The sequence below is a fragment of the Alcaligenes sp. LTN-3 genome, from assembly GCF_059735605.1.
In genome coordinates, this window is the sequence record NZ_JCAPDN010000004.1 from 248,735 (window position 1) to 266,745 (window position 18,011).

Annotated in this window: 16 protein-coding genes; 11 read left to right on the forward strand and 5 right to left on the reverse strand. The window is 57.2% G+C overall.

Features of this window, described 5'->3' with window-relative positions; all coding sequences use genetic code 11:
• Positions 1-10 precede the first annotated feature (10 nt).
• Genes AC6I6N_RS17600 through AC6I6N_RS17610 form a run of 3 tightly spaced genes read left to right on the forward strand, consistent with a single transcriptional unit; the run spans position 11 to position 2,867 of the window.
• The gene (locus AC6I6N_RS17600) at positions 11-1,090 is read left to right on the forward strand and encodes an ABC transporter substrate-binding protein (protein WP_346548974.1); all 1,080 of its coding nucleotides are present in this window, start codon (positions 11-13) and stop codon (positions 1,088-1,090) included.
• Positions 1,087-2,103 carry a FecCD family ABC transporter permease gene (locus AC6I6N_RS17605; protein ID WP_094197648.1) on the forward strand — a complete coding sequence of 339 codons (1,017 nt, stop codon included), beginning with the start codon at positions 1,087-1,089 and terminating at the stop codon, positions 2,101-2,103. The genes AC6I6N_RS17600 and AC6I6N_RS17605 overlap by 4 nt, the downstream gene beginning before the upstream one ends.
• Positions 2,100-2,867 carry an ABC transporter ATP-binding protein gene (locus tag AC6I6N_RS17610; protein WP_121739538.1) on the forward strand — a complete coding sequence of 256 codons (768 nt, stop codon included), beginning with the start codon at positions 2,100-2,102 and terminating at the stop codon, positions 2,865-2,867. The genes AC6I6N_RS17605 and AC6I6N_RS17610 overlap by 4 nt, the downstream gene beginning before the upstream one ends.
• A gap of 15 nt (positions 2,868-2,882) precedes the next feature.
• Here AC6I6N_RS17610 and AC6I6N_RS17615 read toward each other — a convergent pair whose 3' ends face one another.
• Positions 2,883-3,443 carry a MarR family winged helix-turn-helix transcriptional regulator gene (locus tag AC6I6N_RS17615; protein WP_094197646.1) on the reverse strand — a complete coding sequence of 187 codons (561 nt, stop codon included), beginning with the start codon at positions 3,441-3,443 and terminating at the stop codon, positions 2,883-2,885.
• Between the two features lie 290 nt (positions 3,444-3,733).
• On the opposite strand from AC6I6N_RS17615, the gene AC6I6N_RS17620 reads away from it, so the two are divergent.
• From AC6I6N_RS17620 to AC6I6N_RS17635, 4 genes are all read left to right on the forward strand, one after another.
• Positions 3,734-4,705, forward strand: coding sequence for an amidohydrolase family protein (locus tag AC6I6N_RS17620; protein WP_094197645.1), 972 nt, complete (start codon positions 3,734-3,736; stop codon positions 4,703-4,705).
• Positions 4,706-4,707: 2 nt separating this feature from the next.
• Positions 4,708-5,532, forward strand: coding sequence for an alpha/beta fold hydrolase (locus tag AC6I6N_RS17625; protein ID WP_094197644.1), 825 nt, complete (start codon positions 4,708-4,710; stop codon positions 5,530-5,532).
• 81 nt (positions 5,533-5,613) lie between these two features.
• A complete protein-coding gene (locus AC6I6N_RS17630) occupies positions 5,614-6,666 on the forward strand; it encodes a 2,5-dihydroxypyridine 5,6-dioxygenase NicX family protein (RefSeq protein ID WP_121739521.1) in 1,053 nt (350 codons plus the stop codon).
• Positions 6,653-7,276, forward strand: a complete 624-nt coding sequence (locus AC6I6N_RS17635) for an N-carbamoylsarcosine amidohydrolase (protein ID WP_230019240.1) — start codon at positions 6,653-6,655, stop codon at positions 7,274-7,276. The genes AC6I6N_RS17630 and AC6I6N_RS17635 overlap by 14 nt, the downstream gene beginning before the upstream one ends.
• A gap of 1,129 nt (positions 7,277-8,405) precedes the next feature.
• On the opposite strand, the gene AC6I6N_RS17640 is transcribed toward AC6I6N_RS17635, so the two are convergent.
• The 4 genes from AC6I6N_RS17640 to AC6I6N_RS17655 form a co-directional block, all read right to left on the reverse strand.
• Positions 8,406-8,924, reverse strand: a complete 519-nt coding sequence (locus AC6I6N_RS17640; protein WP_249460144.1) for an aromatic-ring-hydroxylating dioxygenase subunit beta — start codon at positions 8,922-8,924, stop codon at positions 8,406-8,408.
• Between the two features lie 13 nt (positions 8,925-8,937).
• Positions 8,938-10,227 carry an aromatic ring-hydroxylating dioxygenase subunit alpha gene (locus AC6I6N_RS17645; protein WP_094197640.1) on the reverse strand — a complete coding sequence of 430 codons (1,290 nt, stop codon included), beginning with the start codon at positions 10,225-10,227 and terminating at the stop codon, positions 8,938-8,940.
• Between the two features lie 66 nt (positions 10,228-10,293).
• Entirely contained in the window at positions 10,294-11,571 is a 1,278-nt protein-coding gene (locus tag AC6I6N_RS17650; protein WP_094197639.1) for an NAD(P)/FAD-dependent oxidoreductase, read from the reverse strand.
• Positions 11,572-11,600: 29 nt separating this feature from the next.
• Positions 11,601-11,915 carry a non-heme iron oxygenase ferredoxin subunit gene (locus AC6I6N_RS17655; RefSeq protein ID WP_094197638.1) on the reverse strand — a complete coding sequence of 105 codons (315 nt, stop codon included), beginning with the start codon at positions 11,913-11,915 and terminating at the stop codon, positions 11,601-11,603.
• 380 nt (positions 11,916-12,295) lie between these two features.
• Between AC6I6N_RS17655 and AC6I6N_RS17660 the strand changes: the two genes are divergently transcribed.
• Genes AC6I6N_RS17660 through AC6I6N_RS17675 form a run of 4 tightly spaced genes read left to right on the forward strand, consistent with a single transcriptional unit; the run spans position 12,296 to position 17,844 of the window.
• Positions 12,296-13,393, forward strand: coding sequence for a TRAP transporter substrate-binding protein (locus tag AC6I6N_RS17660; RefSeq protein ID WP_395029611.1), 1,098 nt, complete (start codon positions 12,296-12,298; stop codon positions 13,391-13,393).
• A gap of 24 nt (positions 13,394-13,417) precedes the next feature.
• Entirely contained in the window at positions 13,418-15,820 is a 2,403-nt protein-coding gene (locus AC6I6N_RS17665) for a xanthine dehydrogenase family protein molybdopterin-binding subunit (protein WP_395029610.1), read from the forward strand.
• The gene (locus tag AC6I6N_RS17670; RefSeq protein ID WP_395029608.1) at positions 15,817-16,653 is read left to right on the forward strand and encodes an FAD binding domain-containing protein; all 837 of its coding nucleotides are present in this window, start codon (positions 15,817-15,819) and stop codon (positions 16,651-16,653) included. The genes AC6I6N_RS17665 and AC6I6N_RS17670 overlap by 4 nt, the downstream gene beginning before the upstream one ends.
• A gap of 3 nt (positions 16,654-16,656) precedes the next feature.
• Positions 16,657-17,844, forward strand: a complete 1,188-nt coding sequence (locus AC6I6N_RS17675; protein WP_395029607.1) for a xanthine dehydrogenase family Fe-S subunit — start codon at positions 16,657-16,659, stop codon at positions 17,842-17,844.
• The last annotated feature ends 167 nt before the right edge of the window (positions 17,845-18,011 follow it).

The window sequence follows — 18,011 nt, forward strand, 5'->3', positions numbered from 1 at the left end:
GAAGGCCGGGATGAAGCGTCGTGACATAGTACGTGCCTTGGCGGCACTGCCGCTTGTGGCGCCCTCTGCCCGTTTGCAGGCCCGGTCTGAGCAGGCCGGGACCAGCACCCCGATCAGTCTGCCTGTCAGCGTGGCGGGTCAACTGCCCGATCCGGCCTACGTAGGCCGAGTGGTGGCCGCCGGCCCGCCCGCTTCTGTGCTGGTGTATTGCCTGGCACCGCATACTCTTTTAGGTTGGCCTTTTCAATTGGCTCCGGCTGCGCGCAGCATGATGGATGCCGCTGGTTTTTCTTTGCCTTATCTGGGCCGTTTGGCCGGTCGGGGCAGTACCTTGTCCCTGGAAAGCCTGCTGGCCTTAAAACCCGATATGGTGCTGGATATAGGCGATGTGAATCCTTATTACGAGTCGGCTGCCAAGTCCGTGCAAGAGCAGACGGGCGTGCCTTATGTCTTGCTGGATGGTCGTTTGAACGACAGCCCGGCGCAGTTGCGTCAGGCCGGGCAGATTCTGGGGCAAGCCGAGCGCGGCCAGCAATTGGCCTTGCGCGCCCAAGCCATTTTAGACAGCGCACATCAAGCCGCCAGCTCCCGAGCCAAGGGCTTGAAAGCCTATTTGGCACGCGGTAATGATGGCCTGGAAACTGGTATGGGTCAGTCCATTCATACCGAGGTGCTGCGGCTTTGCGGCCTGACGGTAATGGGTGACGAGAAAACCGATAATCGTCTGGGCCGTATTTCCTACGAACAATTATTGGCCTGGGACCCGGACATTCTGTTTGCCCAGGACGACGTTTTCTTTGAATTGGCGCGTACCCAAGCTCCCTGGAATCAGCTCAAGGCGGTGCGAGAAGGGCGTTTGTACCGTGTGCCTGCTTTACCTTTTGGCTGGCTGGATGGCCCGCCGGGAATCAATCGCTTAGCTGGTGTGATCTGGTTGAATGCCTTGTTGGAAGGTAGTGAGGCCATACCACGCATGCTGGGAGAGTTGCAGGATTTCTACTCAGCCTTTTATGGCATGTCTTTGGACAGCGAGCAGATCAAGCGACTGGTGCAAGGGCTGGACCCTTTGGGTTCAACGCAAAATTCATGAAGCTGGGTTTGCCCTACGGGCTGTTGCTGCTTTTTCTGGGACTGATTCTGGCCGTCCTGGTGGTGTTTGCGCTGGGGCAGGGGGCTTACCCTTTGTCGGGGCCGGATGTACTGCGAGCTTTAGCGGCTGGTTTTTCAAGTGACCCGGATACCTCGCAAAGTCAGGCGGTACGCGTTGTCTGGGATTTACGCTTGCCGCGTATTGCTGCGGCTTTGCTGGTGGGGGCCGCGCTCTCGACCGCCGGCGCGGCGTATCAAACCATGTTCCGCAATCCCCTGGTGTCACCCGATATTCTGGGGGTGTCCTCGGGCGCAGGTCTGGGGGCGATTCTGGCCATCTACTTGAACTTCTCCTTGTTTGGCGTGCAGATGGCGGCCTTTGTGGGCGGTTTGCTGGCGGTGGGCATTGTCTTGAGTCTGGCACGCATGCTGCGTCATCATCCACCTGTCCTGATTTTGGTCCTGGCCGGGATGGCGGTCGGCACCTTGCTCGGCGCAGCCTTATCGCTTATCAAAATTCTGGCCGACCCTTATTCCCAATTGCCCTCCATGACCTTTTGGCTGCTGGGCGGCTTAAGCGCGGTGCGCTCCTACGAAGTCTGGCCCGCTGCGTTGATGGTATCGGCCTGCATTATCCCGGTTTGGCTTTTGCGTTGGCGTATCAATGTCCTGGCTCTGCAAGATGACGAGGCCCGTTCCCTGGGCATGCCCGTCTCTGCCTTGCGTTGTTTGCTGATTGTTTGCGCCACCTTGATGACAGCGGTATGTGTGGCCTTGGCGGGCATCATAGGCTGGGTCGGTTTGTTGATTCCGCACGCGGCTCGTTTATTGGTCGGCCCGGATTTCTCCCGTCTATTGCCTGTCTGCTTGTTAGTGGGCGCCGCCTTTCTGTTGTTAACCGATACCTTGGCGCGCAGCATAGGCACGCTGGAATTGCCCTTGGGTGTGTTGACGGCTCTGGTAGGGGCTCCCGGCTTCTTGTTGTTGCTGGCTCGTGGTGCGAGGCAGCGATGAGCGAACAAGGCTTGGAAGCAATTGAGCTGGCCGTGGGCTATGGGCGCAAGCAAGTCGCCAGCAATGTGAATCTGCGTGTACAGACCGGGCAGGTCGTCTGTTTACTCGGCCCCAATGGCAGCGGTAAGTCCACTTTGCTGCGTACCTTGCTGGGCCTGCAGCCGCCTTTAGGAGGACAGGTGAAGGTGCAGGGCAAGCCCTTGGAACAGTGGCGTGCGCGTGCCTTGGCCAGGCAACTGGCCTATGTACCGCAAGCGCAGGACTCTGCCTTTGCTTTCACGGTAGAGCAGTGGGTCTTGCTGGGCTGTGCCAGTGAGCTGGCCTGGTATAGCCAACCACGGGCAGCCGACCGGCAATGGGTGGGCGTTTGCCTGGAGCGTTTAGGTATCGGGCAACTGGCTCAAAAACGTATTGATCAGATCAGCGGAGGGGAGCGTCAACTGTGTGTGATTGCACGTGCCTTGGCGCAGCGTTCGCAGTTTCTGATTATGGACGAGCCTGCCTCCAGCCTGGACTTTGCGAATCAATTGCGCGTGCTCGATCAAGTCTCGCATTTGCGCCAGGAGGGCCTGGGTGTGCTCTTGTGTACGCATCAACCTGAACATGCGGCCCGCGTGGCGGACTGGGTGATCTTGTACCGCGATGGGGGCATATTGGCGCAGGGCCAGCCCTGCGACATGCTCAGTCAGGCCCGTTTGCGCCAGCTGTATCAACTACCAGCGCATGCTTTTGAACTACCGGATTGGTATGCGCGAGGGGGCTGATACCCCCCGAACTGGTCACATGTTTTTCAGGGCAGCACGGCCATATTGGTTGTTGTGCTCCACCACGCGGGTCAGCATGGACATAAAGGTTTGACGCTGCTTGGCGGTTAGCGGGTCCAGCAATCGTTCCTGGGCGCGGTTCATGCCACTACTGATTTCCTGCATGGCTGCCAGACCGGCTTCGGTGATGTAGGTCTGGCGAGAGCGGCGGTCGTCGGGGTTGATACGACGACCCAGCAACCCTTTTTCCTCCAGCCTGCGGATGACATCGGCCGAGGTGGTGCGATCCAGCCCCAGCTCGTAGCCGATCGTGGTTTGATCCAGCCAGGGTGAACCCATCAACACAGACAGGACACCGTGCTGAACCGGGGTCAGGTCACTTTTGCACTCCTCGTAAAACATGGCGTAGTGAATCTGGTTAAGACGGCGAACCAGAAAACCGGGCCGTGACCACAGTTTGTGTCGATACAGCTCGGCATTTTCTTCTTCCACTGGACCCAGGATGTCGGCCTCGTCGGCTTCCAGTCGTTCTTCTTGCTTTAGCTCGGCGTGATTCTTCATGGATAAGTCAGTCATCGATTGAGTGGCTTTCAGCCTGTTGCCAAAAGGGCAGCACACTGAAAGCGGGACGACCTGCAAAGGGTACGGCAGCAAGGTCGGCGTCTACAAGGAAAGCAGGGCTACGCTAGCGTGAACAGAAGCCCCGATTTCTGATTTGTAGTCTTGTCTACAGGCGCTGTCCACGCCCCAAAGTATATGTGATTTCCCGACTTGCTGAAAACAATAATAATCAGCATACTGATAGATATTGTTGGGGGGTCAAACGATTGACCTTATGTAAATCAATAATTTAGGGAAAATTTACGGTGAAACGTATTAAAAAAATAGCACTGGAGGAGCACTTCAACGCCGTTGGCTTTGAGGATTATTCCAAGGCCTTTGTCAAACACATTGACAGCGCCGACGCACGTGAACTGATGGCTCGTTTGCATGACTTCGACGCGCAGCGTCTAGAGGTAATGGACCGTGCCGGTATCGAGTACGTCGTGCTGTCGCAGACCGGCCCTGGGGTACAGGTGGAAAAAGATGTGTCCGTCGCGATCGAGCGCGCGCGTCAGAACAACGATTTCCTGGCGCAGCAAATTGCACACCATCCCGATCGCCTGGGCGGCTTTGCTACCTTGCCCATGCAGGACCCGGCTGCCGCCGCGCAGGAATTGACGCGCGCTGTGCAGGATCTGGGCTTGAAAGGCGCTTTGGTCAACGGTCACACGCATGGTGTGTACTACGATGGCCGCGAATACGATGCCTTCTGGGAAACCGTGCAGAAGCTGGATGTGCCGTTCTATCTGCATCCTTTTGATGCCTACGAAATGCCACACGCTTACACAGGCCACCCGGAGCTGGTGGGGGCGACCTGGGGCTGGGGTGTAGAAACCGGCACCCACGCGCTGCGCATGTTGTTCGGTGGTGTGTTTGACCGTTGCCCGGAAGTGAAGCTGGTGCTGGGTCATATGGGTGAAGGCCTGCCATTCCAGCGTTGGCGCTACGACAGCCGTTTTGCGGTCTACCCGCACGGTGTCACCTTAAAGCGCAAGCCGTCCGAGTACATCGGCAGCAATATTCTGATCACCACTTCGGGGGTCTGTTCCGCACCGACGCTGATGGGCGCAATTGGTGAAATGGGTGCCGAAGCCGTGTTGTTCTCGGTGGACTACCCTTATGAATCCACGGAACTGGCTGCTGATTTCATCGAAGCAGCGCCTATGGATGACAAGACACGCGAGCTGGTGTGCTACGGCAACGCGGCCCGTCTGTTCAAGCTGGACCGGAGCTAAGCATGAGCACATTTTTGTATGGCGCTCATGTGCACGCCAATGGCATTCGTCAGCATTACCTGCGCTACGGCGGTTCCAGCCAGGGCCGCGATCAGCGTCCTGCCGTCATCATCGTGCCCGGCATTACCAGCCCGGCGGTGACCTGGGGTTTTGTGGGTGAGCAGTTCGGCAAGCACTTTGACACCTACATTCAGGACGTGCGTGGCCGTGGTTTGAGTGAAGCGGCTGAAGGCATGGATTACAGCCTGGATGCGCAAGCCGATGATTTGATCGCCCTGGCTCAAGCCCTGGGTCTTAAAGACTACATCGTGGTCGGTCACTCCATGGGTGCTCGTATCGGTTTGCGTGCGGCTCACAAGAACAGCGATGGTCTGAACCGTCTGGTGATGGTTGATCCTCCCGTCTCCGGCCCGGATCGTCGTGCTTATCCTTCCAAGCTGCCCTGGTACGTGGATTCCATGGCCATGGCTCGCAAGGGCTGCACCGCAGAGGACATGCGTGCTTTTTGCCCGACCTGGACCGAAGAGCAGTTGCAATTGCGTGCCCAGTGGCTGCACACCTGCCACGAGCCTGCGATTCTGGCCAGCTTTGAAGGTTTCCACACCGACGATATCCACGTCGACTTCCCGCATTTGAAGGTGCCTGCTTTGCTGATGACCGCCGAGCGTGGCGATGTGGTGCGTGATGAGGATGTGGCCGAGATTCAGCAACTGGCGTCGGGCGTTCAGCACGTTCGTGTGCCGAACGCCGGTCACATGATTCCTTGGGACAACGAAGCAGGTTTCTACGAAGCCTTCGGTGACTTTTTGGGCCAGCGCTTGGTGTGATGTTGACGGGGCCGCTACGGTGGCCCGTCGTGATGCAGAGGTTCCGCGTCAGTGCCGGAACCTCTCACAAGGAGAGACAAAATGGCAGTGAGTGATTATCAACTTATCGAAGCATGGCAAGAGGTGCTGCGCCTGTCCAAGCTGCAAGCGGGTCAAACCGTGACCTTGCTGACCAGCTCGACCACGCACCCCCAGACCATGCAGTGCGCGCAGATTGCCGCTCAGTCCATGGGCGCGATTGTCAATCGTCTGGACTTGTTGCCGGTCAATGCGGAAAAAGCCTTGAGCCGGGACTCGCTGGCGTATTTGGGAACGACCCCGCTGACGGGTAACGAAGCGGCGATCGCCGCCTTGAAGGCCAGCGATCTGGTTTTGGACCTGATGACCCTGTTGTTCTCGCCCGAGCAGATCGACATTTTGAAGTCGGGTACCAAGATTCTGTTGGCCGTGGAGCCACCCGAAATTCTGGTTCGCACCGTGCCAACCGAAGCAGATCGCGCACGCGTGACAGCGGCGGCCGCCTTGATCAAGGCCGCCAAGGAAATGAGCATTACCTCACCTGCTGGTACTAATCTGCGTTGCCCACTGGGTGAATTCCCTGCGATTCGTGAATACGGTTTTGTAGATGAACCCGGTCGTTGGGATCACTGGCCTAGCGGCTTTGTGCTGACCTGGCCCAATGAGTTGGGCACCAACGGCACCATCGTGATCGACAAGGGCGACATTCTGTTGCCGCAGAAGAAATACTCGACCGAGCAGATCATTCTGACCGTGGAAAACGGCTACGCCACCAAGATTGAAGGTGGTATCGAAGCCGAACTGCTGGACGAATATATGAAGACCTTCAACGATCCCGAAGGTTATGCGATTTCCCATATTGGTTGGGGTTTGCAGCCACGCGCCCACTGGTCCACCTTGGGCCTGTACTCGCGTGAGAACACCATTGGCATGGATGCGCGCGCGTTCGAGGGTAACTTCCTGTTCTCCCTGGGGCCGAACAACGAGGCAGGCGGCAATCGCACGACGGCCTGCCACATTGATATTCCTTTGCGACATTGCACGGTCAGCCTGGATGGGCGCGCCGTCGTGCGTGATGGCAAAGTATTGGACGGAGGCGTTGGTGAGTACGAATGAGGGAGCGGTTTACGCTCAACAAGGGTTTGGGTCGACGCTGGAGCCTAAAGCTCCGTATGGCTTGTTGATTATTGATCTGGTGAATGGTTTTGCTGACCCGGCGGTGTTTGGTGGTGGCAATATCCCTGAAGCCATCGAGAACACGCAGACCTTGCTGGCAACGGCACGTGAACAGGGCTGGCCGGTGGCGCACACTCGTATCGTGTATGCGGACGATGGCGCTGATAACAACATCTTCAGCATCAAAGTCCCCGGCATGTTGGGTCTGACCGAAGACGCACACAACAGCCACATCGTGCCGGAGTTGGCTCCTGCACCCGGTGAATTTATTGTTCGCAAGAATGTGCCGTCGGCTTTCTTTGGTACGCCCTTGGCTGCGTGGCTGACGCAACGTGGTGTGCAAACACTGCTGGTCGCCGGTGCGGTTACCAGCGGTTGCGTACGTTCCAGCGTGGTTGATGCGATGCAATTGGGCTTCCGCCCCTTGGTGGTGTCGGACTGCGTGGGTGACCGTGCAATTGGCCCACACGAGGCTAACCTCTTCGACATGCGTCAGAAGTACGCCACCGTGGCAACGCGGGAAGAAGCGATGAAGTTGATTGGTCTTTAAAGCGATTCAAGCTCTTGAGTATTTGAGAAGAACGATGTGTTTCATCATGGCCTGGATGGGCGTCCGTGTTTGATAGACATGAGTCGTCGTTAACAAGTCTGTTTTGATAGCCTTGTGATTGAGTATCGATGGTCTGCCGCTTGGGGGCAGGCTATCGGACCTGTGCCCCTGGGAGCCGGATGGCTCTCGGGGGCTTTTTTATTTCTGGCAGTGGCGTGGGGCCGCAAGGATTGCGGTGGAACGTTTTCTTGTAGGGCCCCTGTGTGGCTTGTCTTGGCGGATCCCTTGCTCATGCCGTGCGTGGGTGCCCTTGTCAGTGCGCCGTTGCGGGCGGGCCGTGAACTCGGAGCGCGACTGCTCACCCGGACCGACCGCAGGCGTGCTCCTTAAACAGCACGCCTTTTGCATCCCGCCTCGTTAATTTGCCCGTGGCAAGAACCCTGACTCACCCGCCAAGCCGAACCTGGGCCGCACAAGAAAACAAGCAACATGGTTTAAAGCCCAAACGGCACTTGCAGAGGAGAGTGAAAAAGAGCAAAACGATGGGCGTTTAGGAAATGCAGAAGAGCAAGGAAAGAGGCCCTGTCTGTTCAAAAAGTCAGTAAGTGCTTGGTAGATAAAAAGCCATTGTGAGCCGTTCAGTCGGCCTGCTGGGGTGTAGGGGCGGATCAGAGTACTTGCCGCGGGCAGGAGATAGCGTAGGGGTGCAAGCATCCTGCTGTTTGAGCCGGACGCTTGTACTTGGCCCGGGGGACCAAGTACCCGGCGAGTTCAGGATGCGCCCGTAGCTATCTCCTGACAAGGGCACCGGTGCGCAGCACCGGCAAGTGCTCAGCCCAACACCCCAGCAGGTTGACTGAATGGCGTTTTCACAGAGACTTCCTTTACCCCCCACCCTGACTAACCTGAATTCCTCCAGGCCTTATAGGCCCCCCAAGCCTGCGCTACCAGCCCTAAGGTCTCATATCTCTGACATTGCGCCAGACATAAGCCCTCTGCCCAATAAATAAGAAAAAAAAGCACCCCTCAACAAAGAAGGGTGCTCAAAGGAATCAGAAGACCTTCTGACTCAAGTGGCTCGGAAACAGCACACAAAAAACAGTTTTAAAATCAGATGCAAACCACGGACTTATACCGGGAACACCAGATCGTTCGCCAGGATGGACGTATCAAAAATCACCTGACGCTCCTTGAGCATCAAACGACCCTCCATACGCGTGAACGTATCAAAATAATTACCCACCAGATGCACAGTAGAAGGCCCTTCCACCAAGGTCTGCATCAGCATGAAATTACCCTCGGCCTCAATGTCACCATTGTCCGCCTCGCTGATCACACGAACATCCGTGACCAGATGCAGCATGTAGCGCGGGGCATACATCTGCGTGCGGGCAATCGCCACCGCACGATCGTGCATCATGTCGCGCCCTTCGGCATAGACCAGGCCCACCGGCAAATTCAGATCCGCGTTCTCGCGTGAAGTAACCCGGTAAACCGCGTCCTCCACAAAAAACAGGGGCCAGTCCTCAACATTGCCACGATCCAACGTGGCACAGTACTCGGCATTGAAAAGCTCAATTTCCGCCTTCAACGCCAAAGCACGCTCAACAGAAACCTGGGCGGGTTTGAAAGAAAAATCCATTTTCATAAGTCAGCTCGTCTTACAGATCCATCACTTGGCGGTAGTACTGGTACATGGAGCGAATAGCCGCTTCCGAGATCAGCGTATTGGACGTACCCAGCTTGCTTTCATCCAGCTTGATGATGTTCACCTCGCTGCTGGAACGACGTACCCCTTCCTGCACAAACTTCATGGCCTCGTTGTCTTCCAGACCCAGAAAACCGGCAGGGCCCATCAGGTTGCCCTGACGCAGACGGTGACGAGTCATCTCCTCGGTATCGTCTTCATAGCCAAACATGGTCCATTGCATGATCAGGCTGTTCGGGCCATTGGGCACAATCTGACGCACACCCAAGGTATTCATCTCGCGCTGAACAATCAGGTTGGGCCAGATCGTTTGCATGGTGACCGACCAAGGCGAATCGAACTCTTTGATGTAGTCCAGGAAACGCTCATCGCGCAAACGCATATCGTCCACAAAGGAACGCATTTCCTTCTTGTTGTCCTCGCTGACCTCGGCATACTTGTCCTCGGACTTGGCCGAGGCCATATAGCCGTGACGACCGTGCACAGGGTCCACATACATTTGCGACTTGTTGCCTGCAACCAGTAAACCAAATACCACCAGGAAAGAATGCAGCAAGGTTGCGTGGTAGGGATCCTTCAGGTTCTCGTGATACATCTTCCAGTTGCAAGGCAACTCGTTACGGTAGTAACCCAGAATCTTCAGTTTTTTGCCGGGGAAAATAGCCTCGAAATCCTTCAGGATTTCAGGCGTCAGGTATTCCGTAATCGGTTCGACCTGGTCGCTGTAGGACGCAAAAATCACGCCATTGTGCGTGGTCACATGCAGTTTTTTCAGGCCATGTTCGGAGTTCTTGAAGCTGCGAGGCATGCCGCCTTCTTTATTCGCACCGCGCTTGAAAGGAATCCCTTGCAGATCACCCTTCAGGCTGTAAGACCACTGGTGATACGGGCACACAAACTCATTGGTGTTGCCCTGGTTGTGGCGGCAGAACTCGGCGCCCCGGTGTGCACATCGGTTCTCAAACACGTTGATGCTGCCATCCTCTGCACGAGCCACCACCACCGGCGTGGAACCCACATATGAGCGCTTGTAGTCGCCCGAATCGGGGATCTCCGCTTCCAGGGCGACAAAGTTCCAGGTGTCACCGTGGAAAATGCGTTCCATCTCGCGGTTGTAGATGTCGTTGCTGGTGTAGACCCAATCCGGAATGGTGTTGAGCACATCCTCGGGCCAGGTGCATTGCTCGACAGGGCGGTCTTTGGACCCGACCGTCTGGCCTATCACCGTTTGCGTCTGATACATGGGGTTCTCCTCTGATAACTCTTTAATGATTCGTGATGACGAGGCGGCGCAGGCCGCTTCTCTTTCTTAGACTTGGGCCGTACGGGCGGCTTCTTTCACGTACTGGCGCAGTTTTGTTGTCGGGTCCAGCACGATGGCCGGATCGACAGGCAGGTTCTGTTCCATGACACCGCGTAAGGCGCGTAGATCTGCACCAGCATTGACGGCAATCGCGTGGCGCAGATGCTGGCCCTCGAATGCCAGCAACATGAAACTGATGGCATCGCCCTGGCTGTCCATGACGCCGCGTACTTGATAGTGCAGATCCGGGCTGCCTTGGCCCAGCATCTGAATATTGCAACCGAGCACATCCGTCCAGAACCAGCTAATGGGTGCAGTAGGGGCATCCTGCCCGACAATGGCGTGGGCCACCTGACGGGCTTGCTCATTGGCGTTCTGCCAGGATTCGGTGCGCGTGCGCACGGCGGTGTCGGGGCAAATTTGTGTGGCGCAATCACCGGCGGCATAAATACCCGCCACACTGGTGCGACCCTGGCGATCCACAATAATCCCAGCCGTCATCTCGTCTACCGCAATGCCGCTGGCCCGGGCCAAGGCGGAGTTCGCAGTCAGACCGGCTGCCACAATAGCCAGATCGCCATTCAGGATCTGGCCATCATTCAGTTCCAACTGAACGGGATGCTCGTTCTGTGCCACAAAGTGAGCTTGGCGCACACCCTGACCCAGACGCACCGTGATGCCTTGTGACTCGAAACGCTCCAGCAACCATTGCGACAGCAGGGTAGGGGCGTTGCGCGCCAGCAGACGTTCATTCGCTTCAATGACAGTGACCTGTGCGCCGGTTTCGCTGGCGGTAGAGGCCAGTTCCAGACCCATGAAACCACCACCTATAACCAGGGTGCGCAAACCGGGATGCAGACGGGCTTGCAGGCTCAGGGCATCGTCCAGCGTGCGCAGATACAAGGCGTTGGCCTGGCTGGCGGGCAGCAGGGCCAGTTCGCGAGCCGCGCCGCCTGTGGCCAGCACGGCGTGCTCAAAGCGCCAGGTCTGGCCATTGCTCAATGTTGCCTGACGTTCGGTGCAATCCAGAGACAGCACGCGGGTGCCCAGCAAGAGTTCAATATGTTGTTCTTGATAGAACTCGGCTTTTTGCAAAAACACGCTGTCAGTGGTCGCGCTGGACTTGAGCACGTCTTTGGACAGTGGCGGACGTTCGTAGGGGAGATGAGTTTCGTCGCCTACCAAGGTAATGCTGCCGTTATAGCCCAGGCTGCGCAGTTCACGCGCCAGCACCGAAGCCGCTTGGCCAGCGCCGATGATCAATACGGAAGTGTGGTGTGCCATGATGTTGCGTCTCGTCAGCAGAAAAAAGCTCAGGCCTGGCTAAAGTCAGCCAGAATATCGCTGCCTTCAATACGCAGCGGATAGACCTTGATATCCACCGTGGCCGGGGCGTTCATGGCCTTGCCGGTTCGCAAACAGAACTTGGCCTGATGCAGGGGGCATTCCACACAACCGTCTTCCAGATAGCCGTCGGACAGCAGGGCATATTGGTGGGTACAGACGTTGTCGGTCAGGTAGAACTCGTCGTCCAGTTTGTGCAGGGCCAGTTTCTTGCCTTCCCACTCGATGGCCAGGGACTCTTCGTTGTCGATGGCATCGGTTTCGGAAATTTTTATCCAGTTCAAAGCTGTCTCCAGGTTGTGCTTTCAATTAGTCAGTATACTGTATAAATTATAAAATAAAATATCGTTTTTATAAGGGATTGCGCTAGTTTAGGTTTAAGCTATTGATGGTGCTTTCCTTTATCTCATCAAGGACATGCGTCAGTAGTTTCCCTGCTTGACCAAAAATTAATTAATCAGCACACTTACTATTATTGAGGCGGTGATTGTGAATTTTACAGCGTAGCAACACTGCTTTGAACGTCCGTCTGGCCCCTTGGGGGGACGGTTTGGCAAGGTTCAGACAGCAGTTGTCCGAGCATAAGGTCAGACTGGCGGGCAGCTACCCAGGCCCCTATCGAGCAAGGGGTGTCAATACACTAAAAAATACAAAGAGGTGAGTGATGGAGCGTCGTAGTTTTCTGCTGAAATCGGCAACGGCCGCAGGTGCAGGTCTGGCAGCGGTCGCTGCCCCTGCAATCGCACAAAGCAGCCCCACCGTGCGCTGGCGCATGTCCACCGGTTGGCCCAAAAGTCTGGACACTATTTACGGCTCGGCCGAAGCATTGTGCAAACGTGTCAGCGAACTGACCGAGGGCAAATTTGAAATTCGCGCGTTCCCCGGTGGTGAACTGGTGCCTTACGCGCAGAATATGGATGCCATCAGCAATGGCACTGTCGAATGTAACCACGTGCTCAGTACCGCTTTTGTGGGCAAGAACACCGCCGTGACCTTTGACACTGGCCTGTCTTTTGGCATGAACGCCCGTCAGCACAATTCCTGGATCCACTTCGGTGGCGGTCTGGAATTGCTGCGCGATATGTACAGCCAATACAACATCGTGAACTTTGTGGCTGGGAATGTGGGCGTGCAGATGGGGGGCTGGTTTCGTAAGGAAATCAAAGACCTGGAAAGCCTGCAAGGTCTGAAAATGCGTATTGGCGGTATTGGTGGCATGGTGCTGTCCAAACTGGGTGCCGTACCCCAGCAGATTCCCCCCAGCGATATTTACTCCTCGCTGGAAAAAGGCACGATTGATGCTGCCGAATGGATTGGCCCTTACGACGATGAAAGGCTGGGCTTGAACAAAGTCGCTCCTTTTTACTATTCCCCCGGTTGGTTTGAAGGCAGTGCATCCTTGACCTCCATGGTGAACAAAGAAGCCTGGGAGGCTCTGCCTGCCAATTTCAAGGCTGCTTTCGAGACTGCCTGTAACGAGCAGACCATGCTGAGCCTGGCCAAATACGATGCCTTGAATCCCAGTGCCTTGCGCAAGCTGGTGGCCGATGGTGCCAAGCTGCGTTACTTCCCCAAGGACGTCATGAAGGCCGCTTACGACAAGTCTCAGGAGCTGTGGAAGGAACTGTCGGAGAGCAACGCTGATTTTGCCAAGATCTATCCAGGCTGGAAAACCTTCCAGGAGCAGGAGGCCAGTTGGTTCCGGGTTGCCGAAAGCGCCCTGGACAACTTCACCTTCAGCGAGTTGGGCAAGCGCAGTTAAGCAGCACATTATTAAGGTAGTGAAATGAGTCAGCACAGTCACCCGTCACGCCCGGGTGGCCAAGGAGTGGGTGCGCGTATCCTTCGCAAGGAGGATGCGCGCCATCTCAATGGCCAGGGCAACTTCATCGGAAACATGACCATGCCGGGGCTACAGGAAGTCGCCTTCTTGCGCAGCCCCATGGCGCATGCCCGCATCCGTCAGATCAATATTGAAGACAGCGCACGCGCACAGGTCATTACCCGCGCCGATATGCCGGACTGTCAGGATATTTACGCCGCGTCCACCTTGCCCAGCTATCAGGCCTCCAGCATGCCGCCGCTGGCCTCGGGCAGCGTGCGTTATGTGGGCGAACCGGTTGCCTTGGCCTTTGGTGAGAGCCGCGCCGTGGCCGAGGACGTTCTGGAGGAGATCGAAGCCCTGTATGACGAGCTGCCGGTTTATGGCAGTGTGCCGGCCTCGCTGGCCGCGCAGGGGGATCTGTTGCATGAAGGCTGGCAGGACAATGTGTTTGTGACCTTGCGCTCGGACGTGGCCTTTGAAGAGCACGCCGCCCGTGCTGACCGCGTAATCGAGCATTCTGTCAGCCTGTCGCGGCAGTGCATGTTGCCGATGGAAGGCAAGGCGGTGTTGGCCTATTGGGATTTTCAGGCTGATCAACTGGTGGTGTATTGCGGCAGTCAGATCCCACACATGCACCGTACCGGCATTGCCCAGTTCCTGGGGATGGATCAGGCGCAGGTGCGTGTGATTTCCCCCGATGTGGGCGGCGCCTTTGGTTATAAATGCGTGCTGCATCAGGAAGAGCTGTGCGTGGCCTGGTTGGCCAAGACCTTCCGCAAACCGTTCCGTTTCATGGAAGACCGTCGCGAGCACTTGATTGCGGGCGCCAATACCCGTGAACACCAGTACCGATTGAAAGCACACATCAGCCATGAAGGCCGCCTGCTGGCGCTGGACGCTGAAATTGATATTGATGGCGGCGCGTACTCCGTCTGGCCCTTTACCGTGGGTCTGGAAGTAGGCCAGGCCCTGGGCAACTTGCCCGGTCCGTACGATTTCCGTGGCTACCGTTGCCGCACACGCGGTGTGGGCACCAACAAGCCTGGCTTTATGCCGTATCGCGGCGTTGCCCGTACGGGTGTCTGCCTGGCCATTGAACAAATGATGGATCAGATCGCGTTGGCGGTCGGCAAGCCCTCCTGGGAAATTCGCTTGATGAATCTGGTGCAAGGCGAGCAAATGCCTTACATCAACGTGGCTAATAAGCATTACGACTCGGGTGATTATCCAGAAAGTTTGCGTCGCGCTTTGGCTGCGGTGGATGTGGATGCCGTGCTGGCTCGTCAGGCCAAGGGTGAGCCCGATGGTCGTTTGATTGGTTTGGGTGTGGCGTCCTATACCGAGCAGTCCGCACACGGCACCTCCGTGTTCGCCAGTTGGGGTACAGCGGTGATTCCTGGTTTCGATCAGGCGTTTGTACGCATGACCCCGGACGGCGGTCTGGAAGTGCGTGTGGGTGTGCACTCGCACGGTCAGGGCATGGAAACGTCTTTTGCCCAGATCGCCAGCGAAATTCTGGGCATTCCCGTGGCCAAGATCAAAGTGGTGCACGGTGATACGGGCCGCACGCCCTTTTCCACCGGCACGTACGCCTCGCGCTCCTTGGTGATGTCGGGCGGTGCGGTATCCAAGGCCTGCAAAGAGCTGCTGCCACGCGTACGCAAGATTGCCGCGCATATGCTGAAAACGGATGTGGACCACATGCAGCACCAAGGCGATACCTTTAGTGCCGATGGCCGGCAGATCAGCATCGCCCAAGTGGCCGATGCCTGGTACATCAACCCGCAGCATTTGCCCGAGGATGTGGACCCGCAAGGTCTGGAACTGTCCGTCGGTTACAAGCCCAAAGTCGATACAGGCAGCTTCACCTACGCCAGCAATGCCGTGGTGGTGGCGGTTGATCCGAGTACCGGTGGCGTGGAAGTGCTCAAGTACGTGGTGGTGGAAGACTGCGGCGTCATGATCAACCCCATGATTGTGGAAGGCCAGACGATTGGCGGGATTGCCCAGGGGATTGGCACCGCCTTGTATGAAGAAATGCCTTATGACGAGTTTGGCCAGCCGTTGGCATCGACCTTGGCCGATTATGTGATGCCCGGTGCCTGCGAAGTGCCCAATATTCATATCGAACACATGGAAAGCCCTTCGCCCAATACGGAGTTTGGTGCCAAGGGCATGGGCGAGGGCGGCGCAATTGCCCCTCCCGCTGCCATCATGTCGGCCATTAACAATGCCTTGCGCTCTACGGGAGCCCAGGTCTCGCATACGCCCGTGACGCCGCATCGACTGCTAAGCGCTATTCGCGCTGCCGCACAGCCCGTCAATCAACAAGATAAACAGCCCGTGTCGGAGGTTCAGGCATGAAGGCCGCCAAGTTTGAATACGAACAGGCCCAGAGCCTGCAACAGATCCAGGATGCCTATGGCAGCGACCCTTCAGCGCTGCGCCTGATGGGCGGCAGCCAGTCCCTGGGCCCCATGTTGAATTTGCGGCTGGTGCGTCCAGGTCGTGTGCTGGATGTATCGGCCGTGCCCGAGCTGCGTCAGGTCACAGCCATTAAAGGACACGTGCGTATCGGCGCAGCCGTGACTCACGCTCAGATTGAAGATGGTATTCATGAATTGCTGCGCGGTCACATGATGCAGAAAGTGGCGGGCCGCATTGCTTACCGGGGTGTACGCAATCGCGGCACTTTGGGTGGCAGCCTGGCCCATGCGGACCCGGCGGCAGACTGGGTGCTGACCTGCGTCGCTTTGGGCGCACGCATCAATGTACGTGGAACCCAAGGTAGCCGTAGCGTTCCCATGAGCGAATTCATGTTGGCCGCCTACACCACGGTGCTGGAAGCCGGTGAGTTTATCGAGTCCGTAGATGTGCCTGCGGTGTCCGGTTCGGCCCGTTGGGGTTACTACAAATTCACCCGCAAAGTGGGTGAGTTTGCCGATGCCAGTTGTGCCTGCTATTTCGACCCGGCCACGCGCACGGCGCGAGTGGTCATTGGTGCCATGGAAGGTGCGCCGCGCTCCTTACCCGAGCTGGCCGTGAAAGTGGCTGCACAAGGGGCCGCCGTCCTGGAAGGGGACATCATTGCAGCGGCCTTGCAGCCGTATCTGGCACAGCGGGACGAGGCCCATCAGGTGCTGTTCCGTACGGTCGTAGAGCGCAGCCTGAAGCAAGCGCTGGGCGTGAAAGGGTAAGACATGGCAGAAATCTCGATTCAAGTTAATGGTCGCCAGCAAAAGCACGAGGTCGAACCGCGTACCCATCTGGGTGATTTCATCCGCGAGAAAAGCCGTTTGACCGGCACCAATCTGAGCTGTGAGCACGGTGTGTGCGGTGCATGTACGGTGCTGGTGGATGGTCGTCCGGTGCGCTCCTGCATTACCTTTGCCGGCGCTTGCGATGGGCACGAAGTCACCACCGTAGAGGGCTACGACGACGACCCGATCATGAGCCGTCTGCGTACCGCTTTTTCGGAAAAACATGCTTTGCAATGCGGCTTCTGTACGCCTGGCATGTTGGCCACCAGCCGCGATATCGTGCTGCGTTTGCCCGACGCAGACGAAGCCCGTGTGCGCATTGAACTGTCCGGCAATATTTGCCGCTGTACCGGCTATCAAGGCATTACGGCTGCCATCCTGTCCGTGCTGCAAGCCCTGCGCGATCAGCCCGATGCCCAGGTAGACGCCTTGCGCGCTGCTGTGGTGCAAAACGTGCAGCAGGACTGGAACCAGAACGGCTTTACGACGTTTGACGCTGTCCAGGAAGACGTGCAGGCACCCGCTCCGGTGGCCGCTGCAGCACCCGCCGCGTCCGGTCGTGCCGATAAGGGCAAAGGCCAAGCCATTCAAGGTGGTTTTGATGCCCGTTTCCCGGCCGATCAGGTGTGGGCTTTCATGAAGGATTTGCCCAAAGTGGCGGGCTGTCTGCCCGGCGCGATGATCGAGTCTCAGGAAGGGGCCACGGTACAAGGCAAGATCGCCATCAAGTTTGGCCCCATGTCGGCTGCCTTCAAGGGCAATGCCACGTTGGAAGAAGACAACGAACGCCGTGCCGCCGTGCTGCGCGGTGAGGGCGTGGACTCCTTGAGCCAATCGCGTGCGCGTGGCGATGTCAGCTTTCAGGTCAATCCGGATGGCCCAGAGCGCAGCCGCGTGGAAGTGGAACTGGTGTATTCGCTGCAAGGGCCACTGGCGCAGTTTTCGCGCTCCGGGCTGGTTCAGGATTTCGTGCGCCGCATGATTGCGGAGTTCGGCAAGAACGTAAACCTGCGCCTAGAAAAACCGCTGGCAGAAGGCGAGGAGCCCGTCGTGGCCGAGTTCAATCCGGTCAAGATGTTTTTCAGCATTTTGTGGGACCGCTTCAAGGGACTTTTCCGGCGCTCATAAGCGCATAGACGACGCAAGACGATCAATAGAACGGGGCAAGGAAAGAGATGACAGGGCGTATCGCTGTGGGCCGGCGTAGACGCCTGTCAATCGGGGTCGCCTGCTTGTCAAACACCTGGGCTATGAGCGGCCAAGCCCTACAAAAGTGCCCCACCCGTTTCGGTCTC